Below are 19,475 nucleotides of genomic sequence, written 5' to 3'. Positions count from 1 at the left end.
TCACAGAGCGTTTCAGTTGGATGATTTGGTTTTCTTGTTCTTGCTTTTCATGATGAAATATACAGAGAAAACTAAAACGATGGGTATCACAACTACGAGACAAGCAGTGATCCATGTATTCCAAGGCAATGTGATCATCTCCTTTATTGGATTACGCTTCTATATTACAGCCCTCACTCACCCATTTCAGAAAGTTGTCGGTTAGGAGCTCTGCATGCTGAGGGTCCATCACACCTGCATCCACCATCCACACCTTTTTCTCCTCATCAGCCAGCCGCATGAGAAATACTTGTCCGCCGCCATCGTCGCCAATTGCTACATAACCGCTTGCATATTGCTGAACCTCCCATGTTGCATTGCGTTCCGCCATGTCCTCCGTACCGTATAGAAGCACCTCACCGCCAATGGAACATCCATTTGTCTGTTTCAGCAAAGCCTTATAAGCACAAGGCAGCAGCATGTTTAGCTGTGATTCTGCCTCTGTGATATGTATGTCACTGGCTGGTTTGTTCACGTGCAAATGTGGGATTTGGGGTAAATTGATCATTTTTAAGAGCCTCCTCTATGTTAAGCCGCTGATTTTTTCATCACCCTTTTATACAAACGAAGGAGCATTTTTAAAAGAAAATAGAAAATGACCACGTCAAGTATAAAACCCCACACTAGAAATTCAAAAGTATGATGTCCGTGCAGAACTAGCCAATCAATAGGGAAACCGCGATAATCAGCATCTGAGTAAGAAACTCCTCTCAGCAAAGCTGTTCCTATAACAATCAGAACACTGATACTTAATAGCCAGTTGGATGTTTTTTTGTTTTTGTATTGTTTATGTTCCATAGGCATTCCTTTCTCTGTTTTGCTGCCCGATACAAGACTTGATTCCAGTACTACAGACAACCGTCCTATCTATGACAGCATTTCTTTAAGCAAACTCTCTGCTTTATGTAATTCATCTAGAAAGGGGTTTAGATAGTCATTATAACTATCCAAATAAGCTCTCACCCCGCCAATGATCAAAATCTTTTGGAGATCTTCATTGTTCTGAATGATCCTTTGTGCATTTTTATATCTTTTGTATATTAATTGGAGAACACCTTGATTGATTTCTTGTGGATATTCTTTTTCTAGGATGTTGATGACTGTTTGGATTTGTTTCGTTAGTTTTTGTTTTTTGTTCATTGAACGCTCCTATTTTCAAGGTTTTATTTAAATCATTCAATGGTACTTTACTGTTAATAATATTTATTGAGCTTTGATGATACACATGCGCTATCATATTTCAGCCCAAACTGCCCCAGTTATGAACCTACAGAAACCGGTTTTGCCAACGATCAACTTGAAGCATATTTCGCTAACTCATAAATATAAAAAGGCCCTCTTACCGAGGGCTTGTCAATTGTTACTCATCTGCCAATTCCCATACTATTTGACCATCTACCAAAATCTTATTTGGTGGATCATCATAAAGAGATATCTCAACTAAAGAGCTTTTCTCTTGAATTAACCAATCGTATACACTGCCACTGCTTTCATTAGGATGAGATAGAATATCATTTACTTGGAAAGCAGCAGCAATATATTCTGTAAAATTAATATCATCTTCATCTAACATATTACTTGTTTCAAAAACTGTATCTAGTTTTCCTAAGATTTTCAATCCACTATTCCATTCCAAAATCATATTTTTTTTTTCATACTTTATTAATGTTCCAATCAAAGAATCATAACCCATTTTTTACCTCCGATTTATCATTTTAAGGCCTCGCTGGTACGATGTGAGCACCATCTTTTCCATAATGTATCATTCCCTTAGTAGTCTCTTCATACTTTCCAGTATCAATATTATAGTATTTTCCTATCGCTTGGCCAAAGTCTATCCTTTCTTTATTCTTACCCAATTCTTTTCCTGTCCCTGCATATTTATCCAGCAATTCTTGTGCCTTTTTATTATCTCCGTAAAAAATGCTTTTCTTTTTTCCATTTGCTACTTCTTGCTTATAATTTGGTGTTTCTGGAATATGTTTTTCTTGAGCTCCTGATTTTATTTTTGCAGGGAAACCATTTACTTCACGGTACGGTCCTTTTGGTACGGATTGTTTACCATAAGTAGGTGTTTTAACCCTCTTCACATTCTTCCCTTGATCCAACCTAAAAACATATTTCCCAACCTTCACTATTTTCGTTATTGGGATGATAGAGGCTGCGGATAGAGCTTGGTCTGTGCTGCTGATGTTTTGGCTGGTTTCTGGGTCTTTGCCAGTAACGGCTCGGTAGCCGTCGTAGATGCCGCTGTATTCTAGGATGATGTTTTCGGTGGTTGAGACGACTTCACCGTCTATTATGCGTTTAGCGTTGCCACGGCTGCGGCTTTCTGGAATTTTGTCGACTTCTTCTATTCTTATTTCGCCTTTGCGATATACGTTCGGATGATTTGTTTATTGGCGTAAACGGTGTATCGTCCGCCAATAAAATCAATATCCGACGGATCAGTGACGACTTCATCTGCGATGTCGAATTCTTTTAACTTTTTAATGCCTTTTACGTTGAATAGTTTACCATTTATGACCCTGATGTCTCTATGAATCTTGTTTTTCCCGTTCACTGCTTCCCTTTGCAATGTCGTAAGCGATGGATCGTTTGCTGTGACTTGTTTACTGATGTTTTTATGGGTGTCATTTCGAACAACCGTCTCCACATTCGCCTGTTGTTTCTCTCTAAGTTTCTTCAGCATAATCATCAATGGGTTGTCTTTTGGGTTGTCTATTTTATCTTTTAATCCACTGATGGTGCTGCTTATTTTCTCTTCTTTTCCATCTTTGAAAATAGATCCCTTTTGATAGCTCGTGATGTCGATTTTTGGGCCGGTGAACATGGTACTTAAGGTGTCGATGTATTGCTTCATTGTTTGAAGGGAGCTTTTGGTTTCATGTAAAGCACTTGTCTGCTCCCGGTCAAATGCATGAAGCAGACCAATGGTTCTTGAGGTCTCGAGCCATGCCTTTTGATAGTTTTGCTGAAACACTGATTCGTCTACATTTGGTAAATGAACAATATGACCAACTCTGCCAATGGCGTGGTTTACCTCTGATACGATTTCAGAAATCGTTCGTTCAGCTTTTTTTAAGCCTTGATCAAGATCATGTTCGATAAATGCTTGTGATATAAATCCGTGCTCATTTGATTCTAATGCGTGAAGAGCCTGCTTTGTGTTTTTTAATGCAGCGCTATATTCCTCAATGACGACCTGAAAGAATTGCAGGAAGGGAATATGGCATTCTGTATAAAAGGCGCAGATGGCTTGTCCCGCCTCTCCCTTTAGTGCGCCATCGAGTGAGATGATGTGATTGATTTGTTTTTCTAGGGAGCTGATTTGCTGCGACTGCTGCTTTAACGCATTCAGCGTTTGATCTATTCCGTTTATTAGCGCAAAGGCGTCAAGGGTTTTCATTGTGTTCTCCTTTATTTTCTTTTACTGCTGGAAGCAAGCGCCTTGTCCGTTTCAATCATGGTGTTCACCGCTTGTTCTGTTTGTACAAGCTGTTTCTGAAGAATGCCTATATAGGATGTACTTAATTCGTTCAGCTGCTGATTGATCTTTTCTAATGTGTCTGCCGTCAGGAGCTGATTTCTTCCTTTGATGGTGGTTGGAAGGGATGCATTCATTTGAGCGCCTGATTGTTTTGCATGCTGTAATACTTGTTTGACCTGACTGCCATCTATTTTAATTTCTCTCGTCATGTGACTACCCTCTTTTTTCTTCCAGTTGTTTCTGCTTTTCTTTCTCTATTTTTCTTTCAACCGAATGAATTTCATGTTCTAACGAATGGATATCCGATGTTAAATCACTGATTTTCTCATTGATTCGATTTAATAGATTGGTTAGCTGTACACCTTTTATTTCCTGACTGGCGGAAGCCATTTCGTCTCGAATGTCATCAAACGTGTCTGCCAAATGGCCAAACCATGTATGTGATGTCAGATCTGGATGAGTGATTTTTTTGCTGGCATCTGACAGAGCCGATTTTGCCTCTTTGATTTCTTTGCGGCACATGTTGAGTTCGATGATTTGTTCTTTTTTGATAGATATATCTGCCTTTAACGAATACAAGGCTGCTTTATAACCGATGATTGCTCCAGATATGGTCAAACACCTCTATTCCTTAAATAGTCCTCCGTTATGTTACCATTTACTAGCACAAGAGGCATATGATTGAAAGTGAATTTACCAAAAAATGAATCGTACGTATTGGGTTTTAATACCTATTTCTCGCGCGCAAAAAAGCTGGATTCATTTACTGAATCCAGCTTCTTATTGCTTATTTGAGCGAATCACCTGCTGTTGCTGGTGGATGATCGCTAAATGAGGTGTCTTTCTTTTCAGGAATATAATGGAGAGAGAAACCGACAAGACTGAAAAAGGCACTTAACACCAATGTTGGGTTTTTGAATAGGTTCGTACTTGCAATGATCATATCTCCCTTTTGCAAAAGAATCCCTAGTATTTGACCGAATACCAACAGGGCTCCTGACGTTAAGAACAGGACAAGCAGCACTTTAAATAAAAATTCCATCAATGCTCTCATGTGTTTCTCCTTTCTATACTGGAAGTATTCCCATTCCGATAAGCCAGCCAATTCCTACGATCGGCAGCATATAGTAGAGAATCAGCGGTATAAATGTTTTCTCCGGTCTGGCTCCTGCAAGACCAGAAGCAATGAAAATCGATCCTGATGCCGGCGGGGAAGCGCCTTCTGTTGATGAAAAAGCAAGAATGGCGACAACAGCCACAACTGGATCCACTCCGACTGAGACTAAAGCTGAAAATGAGACAAGTCCAACAGCTGTTAATGTGGCTGTAGAAGATAATGGTCCAGCCACCAGCGTGACAAGAATACCCACAATGAGCACCATAAGCCATTTCGGAATGGTAAGTACTGATGTGATTTGCGTCAAATCTTCTGCCAATCCTAATTCAGCAAGCACCTGACTAGCAGCAACAGCAAACAGCATCAAGGCACCGATCGTTGTAAACTTAGGTATAGCCGACTTGAAAAACTGAGACCAATCTAGTGCAGACGCCTTTTTTCTCCCAATTGTTAAACTAATCAACATCATGAGAATCGGAATCCACGTAATTAAAGAAATTTGATCCATTGCCTCTGGTCCAATGTTTGGATTACTTTTCAAGTAGTTTGCCAGCGGACCTATCGTGACAATGATAGGAATCAAGGCACCGAAAAAAATAAAGATCGACTTCCACCCTTGTTTCACAGCTTCCCTAAAAGGAAGAATATCATCTGGCGGCATGGCCTGAATTTTATTCTTTTTCACCAGAATATACACAAGAATAAATCGGTATACGACTTGATACAGTCCTCCTATTAACAGGGCAATATATAAATCTCCCTCAGATACAAGGGCTGCAATTGGTGCAAACCCCAGCATGATAAACATGGAAGAGTTCGGAGGCAGTGCCGCCCCAAGTCCGCCATTCCCTGCTAAAATGGTCGCTGTATGGGTTCGGCTCCAGCCTGATTTAATCATCCAAGAAGCTGTGATAGAGCCAGTGGCCGCTGTGTTTGCAGAATTTGAACCTGAAAGTGCACCTAAGACTGCTGAACCTAACGTACTCATATAAGCCGCTCCACCGGGAAGTTTTCCTACAACCGAATTTAAGATTCGCAAGAGTGCATGAATTAATTCCAGCTTTTCGATTAAATAGGCCATGAATACAAATGCAACAGCTGCATAGAGCACCTCATATGTGGATGCAAATTTTAATCCATCCCAGAACAGTCTTAATGCATCCAATCCGCCAAATAATGTGGTTGCAATAAAGCCTAATAGCATGGCTTCTCCCATATTCCGCTTCACGACGACATTCCATATAATGATGACAGCTATGAATACAATCAACGCAATAAAACCCATATCGTTTTTTCGCCTCCCCTTCATTAAATAAAACGCTTACAATTTATTGCCCCTGCTGCATCACGTCAATGACTTCTTCCCAGCTGGCCGGCTTTTTCCCATTAAACCGTTCAGCGAATTGAAAGTCTGCTAATCTCTCTAGCTTCTGTTGTGCTGCCCGAGACATACTGGCATCAACCTCTGCTTCATCCAGCATTTCAATAGAGCCAAGAAGCTCGATCGCTCGTCTTTTCGCATGAAGTGCACTCCCTGTCACAAGACGGTTCATGGTCTCTTCAAAACTTTTGCTATCCATTGTATCGCTTAGTGAAGAAATCACTTGTTGTTCCACGTTGTACTTTTTTGAAATTTCCAAAAATTCAACCATGAGACCAACGATCCCCTTCATATAAACGCTTCTGATCAGCTTCAAGGCCGAAGCATCTCCTGGCTGGTCACTGATTTTTTTAATATTCATGCCATAAGCATTCATTACTTTCATGAATTGGTCAGTTCCACTGCCGCTTGCCGTGATCGGAACCTTGTGTTTGTTAACTGGAAGAGGCCCTAGCATGGCAGCATCTACGAATAGAGCTTTTTGCTTTTCAATTTCGTTTGCCACTTGTTTTTTGATGTCTGGTGTTGATGCCGATACATCTACATATACTTGATTCTCTTTCAAACTTCCCGATACGGATTGGACCACTTCTAAGGTTTTATTTGCCGGCACAGCAGCAATCACAATATCAGATTTCTCAATGACTTCGCTGATACTGCTTGTCAATTCCACTCCTGTACGGGCTGCTTTTTCTTTTATCGCTCCAGCCAATTTCTCATTTTGTAAAAGTACATCATACGCATAAAATTGGTCTAATCCTTCTGATTTCAATCCCGTTGACAGCTCATATGCTGCTTCTCCATATCCAATAAAGCCTATCTTCATCACAGATTCCCCTATCCCTGATATTTTTTCATTCTGCCTTCCAGCCATGGCGGTGCTAAGAGACTGATGTCTTGCTTTCCTTCGTTCATATACTGTTGAATCGTTTTTAATCTTTGATTTTCATACGCTTGTTTCTCTTCCGCTAGTGTCAGCAGGTGTTCCGCCTTTTCCTTTGGAACGATGACGACTCCATCATCGTCTGCAATGACTAAATCACCTGGTGCTACTTTGACACCGCCGCACGAGATGGTTTGATTCAATTCCCCAGGACCATCTTTAAAAGGTCCATTTGGCATAAACCCTTTACTGTAGATCGGAAACGCTAGTTCCTCTAAAGCGAGTTTGTCGCGAACAAGCCCGTCAATCACGATTCCTTCTATTCCTACAGCCTTTGCAGCACCTGCCATCAATTCCCCTAAATATGCATGACCCTTATGGTCTTTTCCATCAACAATCAGTATATCTCCTTCTTTTGCAGAGTAGATCGCTTGATGAAGAAATAAATTATCCCCTGGCCGTAAGCTAACGGTAAAAGCTGTACCTGCTACATTCATGCCTCTTGCAACTGGTTTGATTTGATGATCCATCGCACCGGTGCATCCCATCACGTCTGACAGCAAAGTTGAGTTAAGCTTTCTTGCCCGATCTATTAGATCATTTGACACGAATTGAACAGTACTCATCGTTTCCTTCATCCCCTTTTAGTTATATTCATTACATTTAATAATACATAAAGTAATATATATTACTTTTGTGATAAGATCATACCATCTCATTTTTATTTAGTAAAGCGCTTTCATAAAATTTTAAAATAAAAAAATGAGTCACCACACGACTAATGTGTTGTGTGATAACTCATTTTCGTTAACATATGATTGATTTGATCTAAACGTGGTTTTGTCCTGTCAGGATCATTAATGGCTAAGGCACTTAAAATGTAATCTACGATAAAGATAGCAGATACGACAGAGTTATGAGAGCCCACACTTGCTGAGGAACATGGCAATACATATTGTGCATACTTTGTTAGTGGGGAGCTGTAGCTGTCTGTAATTAAAAGCACTTCCACTCCATATGACTTCGCTGCCTCCAGCAAATCCTTCATACGCTTTGCATAGCGGGGATAGCTGACTGCTATAATGAAATCATCAGATTGAAAATGAACGAGGTCATCGACCCAGTCACTTTTGTCTGCATCAATATATTGACTGTTCCCCAACAACCGATTGATTCCGAGTGACAGATACTCTCCAACAGGTCTTCCGCTTCGAACACTTGTACACAGAACCTGACGGGAGCTGGCTATTTTTTCAACAATATGCTGAAAGGTTTCTTCCGTGATATTGTCTAAAGCGTACTGGATATTTTGAAATTGCAGCTCGACATGATTATGCAGGAGCTTACTTTTATTTGAATGCTTGAGGTTCGCTTCAAGTCTCGTTTGAGGGGCAGCTTTATGCTTCATATTTGATTGAAGCTCTTTTTGAAGCTCGGAGAAACCGGAATACCCTACAGCAGCAGAGAATCTCATGATGGTCGCAGTACTCGTCCCTACTTTTGACGCCAATTTATCTACAGTTAAAAACGCGACTTCCATTGGATTTTGCACGATATAATCTGCAATTCTCCTTTGTGCCTCGGTTAATCCCGAGACCTTATGCTGAAGCTTATGTATTAAATCGTCCATTATAGCACCTGCCCATTCTATCGGCTTTATCTACGATCAGATTTTTTCTTTTCTCCCTATATTGTACACATTTGTCATCAAAAAAACAGCCAGCACGAATCTATCGTACTGGCTGCCTTTGTCGAAATCATTATAGTGCTTGAGCTGCTGTGATAAGTGCAAGATTGTAAACGTCTTCGGCATTACAGCCTCTTGAAAGATCGTTCACTGGCTGGTTTAAGCCTTGCAGGATTGGACCTACAGCTTCAAAGTTACCTAAGCGCTGTGCAATTTTGTAGCCAATGTTTCCAGCTTCGAGGCTAGGGAAAACAAATACGCTGGCGTCGCCTTTGATGACGGAATCTGGCGCTTTTTTCGCTGCTACTGAAGGAACGAAAGCTGCATCGAATTGGAATTCTCCATCAAGTACAAGCTCAGGTGCCTTTTCTTTTGCAATGCGAACTGCTTCAGATACTTTTTCTGTTTCGTCTGATTTTGCTGAGCCTTTTGTAGAGAAGCTAAGCATTGCCACACGTGGTTCGATATCAAACATTTTGGCTGTATTTGCACTTTCAATCGCAATTTCAGCTAGATCTTGGCTGTCTGGTGCAATGTTGATTGCGCAATCAGCAAACACATATTGCTCTTCGCCGCGAGCCATGATGAAGACGCCAGATGTTTTCTTTACGCCTTCTTTTGTTTTAATGATTTGAAGTGCTGGGCGTACTGTGTCAGCAGTTGAGTGTGCCGCACCGCTCACAAGTCCGTCTGCAAGACCTTTATACACAAGCATTGTACCGAAGTAGTTTTCATCTAGTAATGCTTTTCTTGCTTGCTCTTCTGTTGCTTTGCCTTTACGTCTTTCTACGAAAGCTTGTACAAGCTCTTCAAAACCTTCATATGTATGAGGATCATACACGTCAACACCATCAAGTGTAAGACCTAATTCTTTTGCTTTAGCTTCAACTTCTTGTTTTTTTCCTACCACAATTGGCTGCAATACTTTGCCATCTGCTAATTTTTGAACGGCTGTAAGAATGCGTTCGTCCATTCCCTCAGGAAAAACGATCTTTACTCCTTTACCTGCAACCTTTTCCTGAACTGTTGAAAAAATATCTGCCACTTCAATACCCTCCTTGATTTTACAAAAAAAGCGTTCTCTTTTAAGCATACTCTTCTTCTACCTAAATTCAAACTACCAACTTATATTATAGCGCTTACAAATTAAATTCTTATTTTTCAAACTAATTTAATCAATTTTGATAAAAGCTGTTTTCCTCGTTCAAGTTTTGATCACATCTCCATTTGGACAAACTATGTTATAGTTGGAACAGATGGAAAACTGTTAATAGGAGTGAAAGAAATGAGCGAACAACATACAACAAATGAAGCAGCTCAAACACTAGATGGCTGGTATGCGCTGCATGATTTTAGAACGATCGACTGGACAGCTTGGAAGCTGCTGACAAGTGATGAGCGCCAAGCCATCATTCATGAGTTCACAGGTCTATTGGAAAAATGGAAAACAGCTGAGCAAGATAAGGCTGGAAGCCAAACAATCTATAGTATTGTCGGCCAAAAAGCAGATATTATGCTTATGATTTTACGTCCGACAATGGAAGAACTAGGTGAAATTGAACTCGAATTCAACAAGACACGACTAGCAGAGTTTACGATTCCAGCTTATTCTTATGTTTCAGTTGTTGAGCTCAGCAACTACTTAGCAGGAGGCGGCGATGGCGGAGATCCTTACGAGAACCCGCATGTACGTGCTCGCTTATATCCAGAGCTTCCTTCTTCTCAATACGTGTGCTTCTATCCAATGGATAAAAGACGTTCTGGCAATGACAACTGGTACATGCTTTCCATGGATGAGCGTAAATCTCTTATGAGAAGCCACGGTTTAATTGGCCGAAGCTATGCTGGGAAAGTAAAGCAGATCATTACAGGTTCTGTTGGTTTTGATGATTATGAGTGGGGCGTTACCCTTTTCTCTGATGATGTGCTTCAATTTAAAAAATTGGTTTATGAAATGCGCTTTGATGAAGTCAGTGCACGCTACGGCGAATTTGGTTCCTTCTTTGTTGGAAACCGATTAGCAAACGAGCAGCTGGCGTCTTATTTCCATGTATGATAAACTCTTAAAGCTTCGGATCTCTCCGAAGCTTTTTTATGTATTTGTTTAGAAAGGTGATCACATCATGAAAAACTTCCCCATCGCTATTTTTGCGTTAACGCTCGGTGCGTTTTCGATTGGCATGACTGAATTTGTCATCATGGGACTTTTACCAAATGTCGCAAACGACCTTCATGTATCAATTTCTGCTTCAGGACAGCTGATTACTGGATATGCACTTGGTGTCGCAGTTGGCGGACCTATTTTAACGTTATCGACTGGAAAAATGTCGAGGAAACGTCTCCTCATTCTGTTAATGATTCTTTTCGTTGCGGGAAATGCTGCTGCCGCTGTCTCGACCTCTTATGGTCTATTAATGGCCGCCCGTATTTTAACGTCATTTGCTCATGGAACCTTCTTTGGCGTCGGAGCCATTATGGCTGCACGGCTTGTGCCTAAAGAGAAAAGCGCAAGCGCGATCAGTTTCATGTTTACAGGACTGACAGTTGCCAATGTACTCGGTGTGCCGTTCGGTACCTTTATCGGAAATCAATTCGGCTGGCGTATGTCTTTTCTAGTCATTGCCGTCATTGGTCTCATTTCCTTAATCGGTATCATCAGCTTAGTCCCAAATCAGTCGAAAGAAGAAGTACTCGATATTCGAAATGAAGTATCCGTTTTGAAAAAACCACAAGTACTCGTTTCCTTTGCAATGACCATCTTTGGTTTTGCTGGTGTATTTACAGCCTTTACGTATATCAGCCCAATCTTGCTGCAAATCACTGGCTTTCAGGAAAATGGGGTGACGCTCATCCTTGTCCTATTTGGACTTGGGGTCACCATCGGGAATTTAGTTGGCGGAAAGCTTGCTGACTGGAGGCTGATGCCAAGTATTATGGTGACACTGATCCTGCTCATTGCTGTCCTGTTATTGTTTACAGTCACTTCCGAATTCAAAGTGCCTGCCGTGCTGACTATTTTTGTTTGGGGAATCATTTCATTTATTCTTGTTCCTACCTTGCAATACCGCACGATGAACATGGCACATGAAGCACCGACACTCGCATCGACGCTCAGCCATTCTGCCTTTAATATTGGGAATGCCGGCGGTGCAGCGCTTGGCGGTCTTGCTATCGAAATCACACATTTACAGCTTGTTCCGTTATTTGCTGCAGCTGTGACATTTATTGGCCTCATTATTACAATTATGAGCTATCAGTCAGATAGAAGAACAAAAAGGACCTGAGTCAGGTCCTTTTTTATTTCACCACGGTCATTTCTGGCTCTTCTATTTGTTTCAAGCGTTCCTGAATTGGATGGGCAAAAGAGTGCTCTGACAAGACAATATGGGAGACGGTTTTTGTAAATCCAGATACTTCTTGAATAAAGGCTTCAATTTCTTCAAGAGAAGAAACTGACAGCTTAATGAAAAAGCAAGACTGCCCTGCCACTCGATAAGCAAAAAAGGCGCGTGGGTGCTCGTTCATAAAAGCCACAAAACGCTGATACTCCCCATTTAACACCGTAACTTCCAGCAGGCAGTCAATCAGAAGCCCTAATTTTTTATAATTGACCTGAACAGAATACCCTTCGATAATCCCTGCATCCTCTAATTTACGTACTCTTTCTGCTACCGCAGGTGCTGATAAATTCACTCGTTTGGACAATTCCCTCATGGATAAGCGAGCATCTTCTCTCAATTCATTTAAAATATGCACATCTACATCGGTGATTTTCATTCGTACCTCTCCTATCCAAAAATCGTTCCATTTGAAAAGTATTTTATGATAATACTTATGATATGAAATGTAAAATAAAACTAAATAATGGTAGAATTTATTTTAACGGAATTGAATGAAAAAGCAAGTATGGAGGGATCACTTGATGAAAGAATCTTTAGACAGCCAGGCTTCTAAAACATTTCCCATCACACTTGCCATCGCACTCACACTTGGCGTTTTTGCTGCGGGATCGGAAGAGCTGGTGATTTCACCACTGCTGCCTGATTTATCAAACTCCTTTCAGCACTCTCTTGATGTTCTCGCTCTTTCCATCAGCATTTATGGGTTAGCTGTGCTGGTTGGAGCTCCGCTGCTCGTTCCTTTAGGGGACCGGTATTCAAGAGAGCTGTGTTTGATTATTGGGCTGTCTTTCTTTTTGGTTGGCACAGTGATGTGTGCTGCTGCCCCAAATTTGGCCGTGTTTTTTGCAGGCCGTGCTATTTCTGGGCTGGCGACTGGTGTATTTGTACCAACAGCCTATGCTCTTGTGGGCGACCGAGTTCCATACGAATATCGCGGCAAAGTAATGGGACTCATTGTATCGAGCTGGTCTCTTTCTCTTGTCCTTGGTGTGCCCATTGGCGCCTTTATTGGTCAAAGTTTGAACTGGCGCTGGACATTTTGGATTTTCGCCATGATGAGTCTCGTTGTCCTGCTGCTCGTCGTCCTTGAATCTCGTAAACAAGTCGCAGCAGCTGATCCAAAGGCATCTCAAGCGAGGGAGAAATCAGGCTTTATATGGGGGGCTTTAAAAATCGACCGAGTCCCTGCCTATTTGACCGTGACATTTTGTAACATGCTTGGATTTTATGGCATGTACTCATTTTTAGGGGCTTACCTGCAAAGTCTGTTTTCCGGGGGGCAATCAACAGCTGGACTTCTGATCATGGCTTATGGTGTTGGCTTTTCCATGAGTATGTTTACTGGGAAATTAGCAGATTGGTTTGGCAAAACAAGGTCTCTTTTCTTTGTGCTTGGCGGCATTACGCTCGTTCTTGCCTTACTTCCTTATGCACCGTTTTCATGGACATTGCTCATTTTCGCTTTATTTATTTGGGGTGCCATGCAAAGTTTATCTGTCACGCTTTTGAGCACCGTCCTGAGCGACTGCTCTCAAACCCACCGAGGCAAAGTGATGGCTTTTTACAGCCTTGCTTCCAATCTTGCCGTTATGCTTGGGTCCGCTCTGATGGGACCTGTTTATGTCCATTTCGGCTATCATACGGTAGGGCTTGTATGTGCACTCATTACGCTTGTTGGTTTTCTCATCAGCTTCGTCAGCTATAAACGCGAAAAAACCTTACAGCAGAAACATAAAAACACATTTGAAACGTGAGCTCATTTCACTGCACATCTCGATATGTGCAGTTTTTTAGATCAATTTTTAATATCATCATAAAATACATTTTTTATAATTTTTGTTGACAATTGCCAATTTATTTTTTTATAATCTAGTAAAAATTTGAAAAAGATTGGATGGTAAACATGATCTTAAAGAATGATGTTTTTCATTTCAAAGAAGAGCCCATCGTTTCACCTAAGATGTTTACAGTCAATACATTAGGCCCTAAGGGGACAAGCAGTGAATATGCAGCAAAACATTTCATCTCTCATTCCACCACTACACTCGGCACCCATACGAAACTATCCCTTTACGACACATTCGAAACTTGCATTGAACATACTCTCTCTAACGCACTCCAATACACTCTCGTTCCACACGCATACGAAGGAATCAAACACTTCTACATGAGACCTGACCTACAGCTTTTACAAATATTCAGATGTGACACGCCCATGTATGGTTTGGCTGTCAGACCAGATTTCCCCTTTCAAGAACAAATGCTTCACCATTTAAAAATTGTTTCTCATCCTGCACCTGTGAATTTGATTCAATATTTTATTCATCAAAATGCTGAATTTGAGCTTGTCAATTCTACAAGTACAGCCGCACAAAAGGTAAGAGACGGCGAATTTGATTTCGCTTTAACCAATGAGGTGGCAAGAGCTACATACGGGCTCACCTTCATTCGAACATTTAAAAGCATTCCTATGAGCTGGTCTATATTCGGAAAAGGAGAGATGTAACATGACAACTGAACAAAAGGTGCAAGAATTATATTTTCCTCAAGCGAAAAAACGAGAATGGGATAATGGTGTCATCCAATATTCTACTGTCAGAGGCGATACGGAAGTGTTAATTTCATACGTCCCTCCTCACACGATCATCGAACCTCACGAGCATCCAGAAGCACAAATCGGCATCGTATTAAAAGGCGAGCTTCAAATGACGGTCGGCCAATCGACCCAATTGCTGACCCCATTAGAATCAGCCTATATTGCACCACCATTCGTTCCTCACGGCGCATCGAATCTGACAGATGAGGAAGTGATCGCCATTGATATTAAGAGATTAAAAGATGGCGAGGAATATACGGCTCCTCCTACTTATTTCTTAGATATTTTCAAAACGCGTGATTTACTTCCTGGCATGGAAGTGACTTTTTTTGTGGAGGACTGGATGGAGCTTATGATTGCCAACATTCCGGGAAATGGCGGGGAAATGCCTTTTCATAAGCACCGTAATGAACAAATTGGGATTTGCATTAGCGGTGGGTACGATATGACGATTGAAGGCTTTACAGAAAAGATGGAATTTGGCACGACTTACTTCTGTGATCCAAAAGAAGATCACGGCGCCATTAATCCAAAGCCAGAAGCATCAAAGTCTATTAATCTCTTCTTCCCTCCACGCTATAACCGCTTAAAGCCAAAAGCATCTAAGGTGAAGAAATGAACATTGCCGGAAAAGTCGTCCTGATTACAGGAGGTGCGTCTGGGATTGGGCTTGCCGCCGTCAAGCTTTTCCTTGAGCACGGAGCAAAAGTAGCAGTGGCTGATATCAATGAAGATAGCGGTAAACAACTCATTGAATCATTGCCTCATGAACATGCTGCGTTTTTCAAAACAGATATTACGAATGAGTCTGACTGTCAAAAAACCGTTCAATCCGTGCTGAGCCAATTCGGGACAATTGATGTTTTGATTAACAATGCAGGCATCGAAATTGTCTCACCTATTCACGAGATGACACTGGAGGATTGGAACCATATTCTACAGGTCAACCTGACTGGTGTATTTCTTATGAGTAAGCATACATTGCCCCATATGCTTGAGAAGAAAAGCGGAAGTATTATTAATACCGGATCTGTCGGAGGTCTCGTTGGCTGGCCTGACATTCCTGCATACAACGCAACAAAGGGCGGTGTCATCCAGCTCACCAAATCGATGGCGATCGACTATGCCGCTCATCAAATCAGGGTGAATTGTATCGCCCCAGGCATCATTGATACGCCATTAAATGAAAAATCCTTTTTAGACAATCATTCAGAAAGTCTTGAGGTTGTCAAAAAGGAAAAAGCAAAGGTGAATCCCTTGCTTCGTCTCGGAAAACCCGAAGAAATTGCGGGCGTGATGCTGTTTCTCGCCTCTGATCTATCCAGCTATATGACCGGAAGTGTTGTCACAGCAGATGGCGGATACACCGCTAGATAAAAAGGAGTGCTTTCATTGAGTAAAAAAACCGTACTTGTCATTGCTGACTTAGGAGGATGCCCGCCCCATATGTTTTATGAAAGCGTGGCGGCATCTTATCATATCGTTTCTTATATTCCGAGACCCTTTGCCATTACAAAGGGTCACGCTGAACTAATCGAAAAATACTCCATTGCCGTCATCAAAGATCGTGATTATTTTGAGACACACCCTTCTTTTGAACACCCTGATTCTATTTACTGGGCACATGATGATTATCTGAAATCAGAGGAGGAAGTGGTAGATGACCTAGTCCGTGTGGCTTCCTTTTTCAAAGCTGATGCCATCACCACCAATAATGAATTATTCATTGCACCAATGGCAAAAGCTGCTGAGCGGCTGGGGCTGCGCGGCGCTGGGGTAAAAGCAGCTGAAATGGCACGTGATAAAAGCCAAATGAGGGCTGCATTCAACGCTGCTGGTGTCAAAGCGGTGAAAACTCAGCCTGTCACGACTTTAGCTGATTTCCAGCAAGCCATTGAACATATCGGGACACCGCTTATTTTAAAGCCTACATATTTAGCAAGCTCCATTGGTGTGACCCTTTTTCATGACAGAGCCGGCAGTGATGATCTCTTTTTAAACGTACAATCCTATTTGCAAACGATTCCCGTCCCAAACGCTGTGACATATGAAGCACCATTTGTCGCTGAAACGTACTTAGAGGGTGCTTACAAGGATTGGTATCAGGAGGATGGCTATTCTGATTATGTCAGTGTAGAAGGGTTAGTCGTGGAGGGAGAATATATCCCTTTTGTCATACATGACAAGACCCCTCAAATCGGTTTTACAGAAACGGCTCATATTACTCCCTCGATCCTAGACAATGAAGCCCAGCAAATCATCATTGAAGCAGCTAAGAAGGCAAATGAAGGGCTGGGTCTTGAAAACTGTGCGACCCATACAGAGATCAAGCTCATGAAAAATCGAGAAACAGGACTGATCGAATCCGCAGCTAGATTTGCTGGCTGGAATATGATTCCGAATATCAAAAAAGTGTTTGGGGTGGATATGGCCAAGCTGCTGATCGATGTATTAGTCGATGGAAAAAAAGCGGAGCTGCCAAAAGAGCTGCTTTCTGGACATACGCATTATATAGCAGACTGCCATTTATACCCTCAGCATTTCAAAGAAAGCGGACACATACCGGCAGAGGCCACACATATCACCATTGATCATATCCATATTCCGCAGGATGCTTTAGTTGGAGATACTGTGCTCGTCAGTAAATCCGTCCCGTCCAAAGGCACCTTTGTCGATCTATCTTTATTTGAAGCCTTTAACGGCATCGTGTCGCTTGAGTTAAAAGGGTCATCCTCACAGGATGTTGCCGTATCCATCCGCAACTTACAGAAGCAAGCTGCCATTCATTTAATGGATGAATTAGTCAAGGGATAGAAAGAGAGGGTAACGTGGTGGAGATCTTACCATCTAACATGATTAAACGGCTGCCAGAACAGAAATTTGGAACCGTATTTGAGAAAATTGCGCAAAAAGCACAAAACGGAGCGAACATCATAAACCTTGGTCAGGGAAATCCCGATCTTCCTACTCCTGCACATATCGTAAGCGCCCTTCAAGAGGCAGCAGCCACTTTGCAATTTCAGCAATATGCACCTTTTAGAGGCTTCGACTTTTTCAAGCAAGCCATTGCAGATTTCTACAAAAAGGAGTTCGGCACTGAGATAGACCCACAGAAAGAAGTTGCTCTTTTCAATGGAGGGAAAACAGGACTTTATGTCATGAGTCAGTGTCTGCTTGACCCTGGGGACGTTGCCCTCATCCCCGATCCAGGATACCCAGAATATCATTCTGGGATCTTGATGGCAGACGCTAAGCCCTACTGCATCATACTTGAATCGAAAAATGGCTATTTGCCAAATCTCTCTTCAATTGATCCGGAGGTGCTCAAAAAGGCAAAGGTTCTTTTCTTAAATTATCCGAATAACCCAACAGGTGCTGTGGCAAATGATGCATTTTTTGAAGAGGCTGCTGATTTTGCATCGGCTCACGGACTGCATGTCATTCATGATTTTGCCTATGGTTCATTTCATTATGAGCAAAAACCAGTAAGCTTTCTGAACGCTCCTCTTGGGAAAAGCGTAGGAGTGGAATTATATTCTCTATCCAAAACATTTAATATGGCAGGATGGAGAGTCGCTTTTGCTGTAGGTAATGAGGACATCATCCAAGCCATTAATGCCTTCCAAGATCATGTGTTTGTCAGTATGTATGGCGGATTTCAACAAGCCGCAACCGTCGCCTTGCAAAGTGATGACTGTCATATTCAATCATTGAAAGAGGTCTATCTTGAGCGAATGAATTTCTTCATCCGTCAAGCGGAAAAACAACTTGGATGGACCATTGAACGTCCAGCCGGCGCCTTTTATTTGTGGGCTCAGATCCCTGATGATTTTGTTGATTCTCATGCATTTGCTGACTATTTACTCGAACATACTGATGTTGTTGTCACGCCTGGGGGTGTGTTTGGAGCACATGGTAGGCGTCATGTCCGCATCTCAATGGTTGCTCCAATTGAACAGCTTGCCCTGTTTATCGACCGGCTTCGCATCCTTCCGATTCGCTTTAATCAAAAAACCCGCATATAGCGGGTTTTTTGATGTTATATACTTTTCATCGAACCACCATCGACGGATATTTGTTGTCCTGTAAGATAGGAGGCTTCCTCTGATGCGATAAAAGCGGCCAATGAAGCCATTTCACTCGCTGACCCCACTCTTTTCATTGGAATTCCTGACGCTACAGCCTGTACAGCTTCTTCCCGCGATAATGCCTGTTTACGCATCATGTTTCCGATAAATTGTTCATACCGATCTGTAGCTATAAATCCCGGGTTTAAACAATTCACTGTGATCCCTGAAGGTGCAAGCTGTGTGGCAGCATTTTTACTAGCATTAATAATCGCTGCATTCATCATACTGTTCGTAAACATTTGGTCACCAGGCTCCTTCCATAGGTTCCCGACAATTTGAATGATCCGGCCATATTCATGTCGTTTCATCATCGCTGCCGCACGCTTCATCGTATCAATGTACGCAATGGCTTTTTGAGAAAATGCTGCCATCATCTGCTCGCTGTCACATGAATCAAAGGTATCCGGCTTTCCCCCTGGAATGTTATTAATCAACACATCCAGTCTGCCAAACTCTTTTTCTATTTTCGTAAAAGCCTCAGCCCTCACTCCTTCATCTGACATGTCCCCACAGAAAAGAGCCACCGGCTCCTTTGTTTCTGCCATACGCCCAATGTACTGCTGCGCTTCTTCTAGTGAGGATTGATTTCTAGAATTGATGATGATCTTTACATTGTCTTGAGCTGCAAGCTTTACGGCGATGGCCTTTCCAATCCCTGTACTTGCTCCTGTTACAAACGCAATTCTTTTAGACAAACTCATCCACATCCCTTTTCTTATCAGCTTAGTACATATACATAAAATGACACATA

The 19,475-nt window shown here is 41.9% G+C and carries 22 protein-coding genes and 1 pseudogene; 8 read left to right on the top strand and 15 right to left on the bottom strand.

Going from position 1 to position 19,475, the window contains the following annotated elements; genetic code table 11:
- Positions 1 to 151 precede the first annotated feature (151 nt).
- The 13 genes and pseudogenes from AAZR19_RS07870 to pta form a co-directional block, all read right to left on the bottom strand.
- A complete protein-coding gene (locus AAZR19_RS07870) occupies positions 152 to 547 on the bottom strand; it encodes an SMI1/KNR4 family protein (protein ID WP_041108215.1) in 396 nt (131 codons plus the stop codon).
- A 20-nt stretch (positions 548 to 567) separates the two neighbouring features.
- Entirely contained in the window at positions 568 to 837 is a 270-nt protein-coding gene (locus AAZR19_RS07865) for a hypothetical protein (RefSeq protein ID WP_041108217.1), read from the bottom strand.
- A 69-nt stretch (positions 838 to 906) separates the two neighbouring features.
- Positions 907 to 1,179 (bottom strand): hypothetical protein, encoded by a 273-nt coding sequence (locus AAZR19_RS07860; RefSeq protein WP_041108219.1) that lies wholly within the window; start codon positions 1,177 to 1,179, stop codon positions 907 to 909.
- A 220-nt stretch (positions 1,180 to 1,399) separates the two neighbouring features.
- On the bottom strand, positions 1,400 to 1,732 hold the full coding sequence (locus tag AAZR19_RS07855; RefSeq protein ID WP_041108221.1) for a hypothetical protein: 333 nt from the start codon (positions 1,730 to 1,732) through the stop codon (positions 1,400 to 1,402).
- Between the two features lie 22 nt (positions 1,733 to 1,754).
- Positions 1,755 to 3,448 (bottom strand): annotated as a pseudogene (locus AAZR19_RS07850) (T7SS effector LXG polymorphic toxin).
- Between the two features lie 11 nt (positions 3,449 to 3,459).
- Entirely contained in the window at positions 3,460 to 3,738 is a 279-nt protein-coding gene (locus AAZR19_RS07845) for a YwqI/YxiC family protein (protein ID WP_041108235.1), read from the bottom strand.
- Positions 3,739 to 3,742: 4 nt separating this feature from the next.
- A complete protein-coding gene (locus AAZR19_RS07840; protein WP_041108521.1) occupies positions 3,743 to 4,141 on the bottom strand; it encodes a YwqH-like family protein in 399 nt (132 codons plus the stop codon).
- A gap of 175 nt (positions 4,142 to 4,316) precedes the next feature.
- Entirely contained in the window at positions 4,317 to 4,583 is a 267-nt protein-coding gene (locus tag AAZR19_RS07835) for a hypothetical protein (RefSeq protein WP_041108236.1), read from the bottom strand.
- A gap of 13 nt (positions 4,584 to 4,596) precedes the next feature.
- On the bottom strand, positions 4,597 to 5,931 hold the full coding sequence (locus tag AAZR19_RS07830) for a TRAP transporter large permease subunit (RefSeq protein WP_024426389.1): 1,335 nt from the start codon (positions 5,929 to 5,931) through the stop codon (positions 4,597 to 4,599).
- 43 nt (positions 5,932 to 5,974) lie between these two features.
- Complete coding sequence (locus tag AAZR19_RS07825; RefSeq protein ID WP_041108237.1) at positions 5,975 to 6,853, bottom strand: NAD(P)-dependent oxidoreductase; 879 nt, start codon at positions 6,851 to 6,853, stop codon at positions 5,975 to 5,977.
- 11 nt (positions 6,854 to 6,864) lie between these two features.
- The gene (locus AAZR19_RS07820) at positions 6,865 to 7,536 is read right to left on the bottom strand and encodes an RraA family protein (protein ID WP_041108239.1); all 672 of its coding nucleotides are present in this window, start codon (positions 7,534 to 7,536) and stop codon (positions 6,865 to 6,867) included.
- A gap of 152 nt (positions 7,537 to 7,688) precedes the next feature.
- Positions 7,689 to 8,540 carry a MurR/RpiR family transcriptional regulator gene (locus AAZR19_RS07815; protein ID WP_041108241.1) on the bottom strand — a complete coding sequence of 284 codons (852 nt, stop codon included), beginning with the start codon at positions 8,538 to 8,540 and terminating at the stop codon, positions 7,689 to 7,691.
- A gap of 130 nt (positions 8,541 to 8,670) precedes the next feature.
- The gene (pta, locus tag AAZR19_RS07810; RefSeq protein WP_024423792.1) at positions 8,671 to 9,642 is read right to left on the bottom strand and encodes a phosphate acetyltransferase; all 972 of its coding nucleotides are present in this window, start codon (positions 9,640 to 9,642) and stop codon (positions 8,671 to 8,673) included.
- A gap of 240 nt (positions 9,643 to 9,882) precedes the next feature.
- On the opposite strand from pta, the gene hemQ reads away from it, so the two are divergent.
- Complete coding sequence (hemQ, locus tag AAZR19_RS07805; RefSeq protein ID WP_024423793.1) at positions 9,883 to 10,653, top strand: hydrogen peroxide-dependent heme synthase; 771 nt, start codon at positions 9,883 to 9,885, stop codon at positions 10,651 to 10,653.
- Between the two features lie 67 nt (positions 10,654 to 10,720).
- A complete protein-coding gene (locus AAZR19_RS07800) occupies positions 10,721 to 11,881 on the top strand; it encodes an MFS transporter (protein ID WP_041108243.1) in 1,161 nt (386 codons plus the stop codon).
- A gap of 13 nt (positions 11,882 to 11,894) precedes the next feature.
- Here AAZR19_RS07800 and AAZR19_RS07795 read toward each other — a convergent pair whose 3' ends face one another.
- Complete coding sequence (locus AAZR19_RS07795) at positions 11,895 to 12,374, bottom strand: Lrp/AsnC family transcriptional regulator (RefSeq protein ID WP_041108245.1); 480 nt, start codon at positions 12,372 to 12,374, stop codon at positions 11,895 to 11,897.
- 145 nt (positions 12,375 to 12,519) lie between these two features.
- Here AAZR19_RS07795 and AAZR19_RS07790 point away from each other — a divergent pair, with 145 nt between their 5' ends.
- The 6 genes from AAZR19_RS07790 (at position 12,520) to AAZR19_RS07765 (ending at position 18,619) form a co-directional block, all read left to right on the top strand.
- A complete protein-coding gene (locus AAZR19_RS07790) occupies positions 12,520 to 13,752 on the top strand; it encodes an MFS transporter (RefSeq protein WP_434702790.1) in 1,233 nt (410 codons plus the stop codon).
- Positions 13,753 to 13,901: 149 nt separating this feature from the next.
- A complete protein-coding gene (locus AAZR19_RS07785; RefSeq protein ID WP_024423797.1) occupies positions 13,902 to 14,504 on the top strand; it encodes a bacilysin biosynthesis protein BacA in 603 nt (200 codons plus the stop codon).
- Between the two features lies 1 nt (position 14,505).
- Entirely contained in the window at positions 14,506 to 15,213 is a 708-nt protein-coding gene (locus AAZR19_RS07780) for a cupin domain-containing protein (RefSeq protein ID WP_034281271.1), read from the top strand.
- On the top strand, positions 15,210 to 15,971 hold the full coding sequence (locus AAZR19_RS07775) for a glucose 1-dehydrogenase (RefSeq protein ID WP_034281272.1): 762 nt from the start codon (positions 15,210 to 15,212) through the stop codon (positions 15,969 to 15,971). Before AAZR19_RS07780 ends, AAZR19_RS07775 begins: the two co-directional genes overlap by 4 nt.
- Before the next feature lie 15 nt (positions 15,972 to 15,986).
- Positions 15,987 to 17,408 carry an ATP-grasp domain-containing protein gene (locus AAZR19_RS07770; protein WP_434702787.1) on the top strand — a complete coding sequence of 474 codons (1,422 nt, stop codon included), beginning with the start codon at positions 15,987 to 15,989 and terminating at the stop codon, positions 17,406 to 17,408.
- 17 nt (positions 17,409 to 17,425) lie between these two features.
- Positions 17,426 to 18,619: a pyridoxal phosphate-dependent aminotransferase gene (locus AAZR19_RS07765; protein ID WP_204305228.1), complete on the top strand. Its 1,194-nt coding sequence runs from the start codon at positions 17,426 to 17,428 to the stop codon at positions 18,617 to 18,619.
- Positions 18,620 to 18,633: 14 nt separating this feature from the next.
- On the opposite strand, the gene AAZR19_RS07760 is transcribed toward AAZR19_RS07765, so the two are convergent.
- A complete protein-coding gene (locus tag AAZR19_RS07760; protein ID WP_434702785.1) occupies positions 18,634 to 19,425 on the bottom strand; it encodes an SDR family oxidoreductase in 792 nt (263 codons plus the stop codon).
- Between the last annotated feature and the right edge of the window lie 50 nt (positions 19,426 to 19,475).

The sequence above is a fragment of the Bacillus sp. Je.9.29.b genome, assembly GCF_051129925.1.
Taxonomy (GTDB): Bacteria; Bacillota; Bacilli; order Bacillales; family Bacillaceae; genus Bacillus; species Bacillus safensis.
This window is presented reverse-complemented; position numbering and strand designations above follow the sequence as displayed.

Bases quoted from the DNA above. Each gene is read 5' to 3' on its own strand.
- AAZR19_RS07870 (WP_041108215.1), bottom strand. From the start codon at position 547: ATGATCAATTTACCCCAAATCCCACATTTGCACGTGAACAAACCAGCC.
- AAZR19_RS07865 (WP_041108217.1), bottom strand. From the start codon at position 837: ATGGAACATAAACAATACAAAAACAAAAAAACATCCAACTGGCTATTA.
- AAZR19_RS07860 (WP_041108219.1), bottom strand. From the start codon at position 1,179: ATGAACAAAAAACAAAAACTAACGAAACAAATCCAAACAGTCATCAAC.
- AAZR19_RS07855 (WP_041108221.1), bottom strand. From the start codon at position 1,732: ATGGGTTATGATTCTTTGATTGGAACATTAATAAAGTATGAAAAAAAA.
- AAZR19_RS07845 (WP_041108235.1), bottom strand. From the start codon at position 3,738: ATGACGAGAGAAATTAAAATAGATGGCAGTCAGGTCAAACAAGTATTA.
- AAZR19_RS07835 (WP_041108236.1), bottom strand. From the start codon at position 4,583: ATGAGAGCATTGATGGAATTTTTATTTAAAGTGCTGCTTGTCCTGTTC.
- AAZR19_RS07830 (WP_024426389.1), bottom strand. From the start codon at position 5,931: ATGGGTTTTATTGCGTTGATTGTATTCATAGCTGTCATCATTATATGG.
- AAZR19_RS07825 (WP_041108237.1), bottom strand. From the start codon at position 6,853: ATGAAGATAGGCTTTATTGGATATGGAGAAGCAGCATATGAGCTGTCA.
- AAZR19_RS07820 (WP_041108239.1), bottom strand. From the start codon at position 7,536: ATGAGTACTGTTCAATTCGTGTCAAATGATCTAATAGATCGGGCAAGA.
- AAZR19_RS07815 (WP_041108241.1), bottom strand. From the start codon at position 8,540: ATGGACGATTTAATACATAAGCTTCAGCATAAGGTCTCGGGATTAACC.
- hemQ (WP_024423793.1), top strand. From the start codon at position 9,883: ATGAGCGAACAACATACAACAAATGAAGCAGCTCAAACACTAGATGGC.
- AAZR19_RS07800 (WP_041108243.1), top strand. From the start codon at position 10,721: ATGAAAAACTTCCCCATCGCTATTTTTGCGTTAACGCTCGGTGCGTTT.
- AAZR19_RS07795 (WP_041108245.1), bottom strand. From the start codon at position 12,374: ATGAAAATCACCGATGTAGATGTGCATATTTTAAATGAATTGAGAGAA.
- AAZR19_RS07790 (WP_434702790.1), top strand. From the start codon at position 12,520: ATGAAAGAATCTTTAGACAGCCAGGCTTCTAAAACATTTCCCATCACA.
- AAZR19_RS07785 (WP_024423797.1), top strand. From the start codon at position 13,902: ATGATCTTAAAGAATGATGTTTTTCATTTCAAAGAAGAGCCCATCGTT.
- AAZR19_RS07780 (WP_034281271.1), top strand. From the start codon at position 14,506: ATGACAACTGAACAAAAGGTGCAAGAATTATATTTTCCTCAAGCGAAA.
- AAZR19_RS07775 (WP_034281272.1), top strand. From the start codon at position 15,210: ATGAACATTGCCGGAAAAGTCGTCCTGATTACAGGAGGTGCGTCTGGG.
- AAZR19_RS07760 (WP_434702785.1), bottom strand. From the start codon at position 19,425: ATGAGTTTGTCTAAAAGAATTGCGTTTGTAACAGGAGCAAGTACAGGG.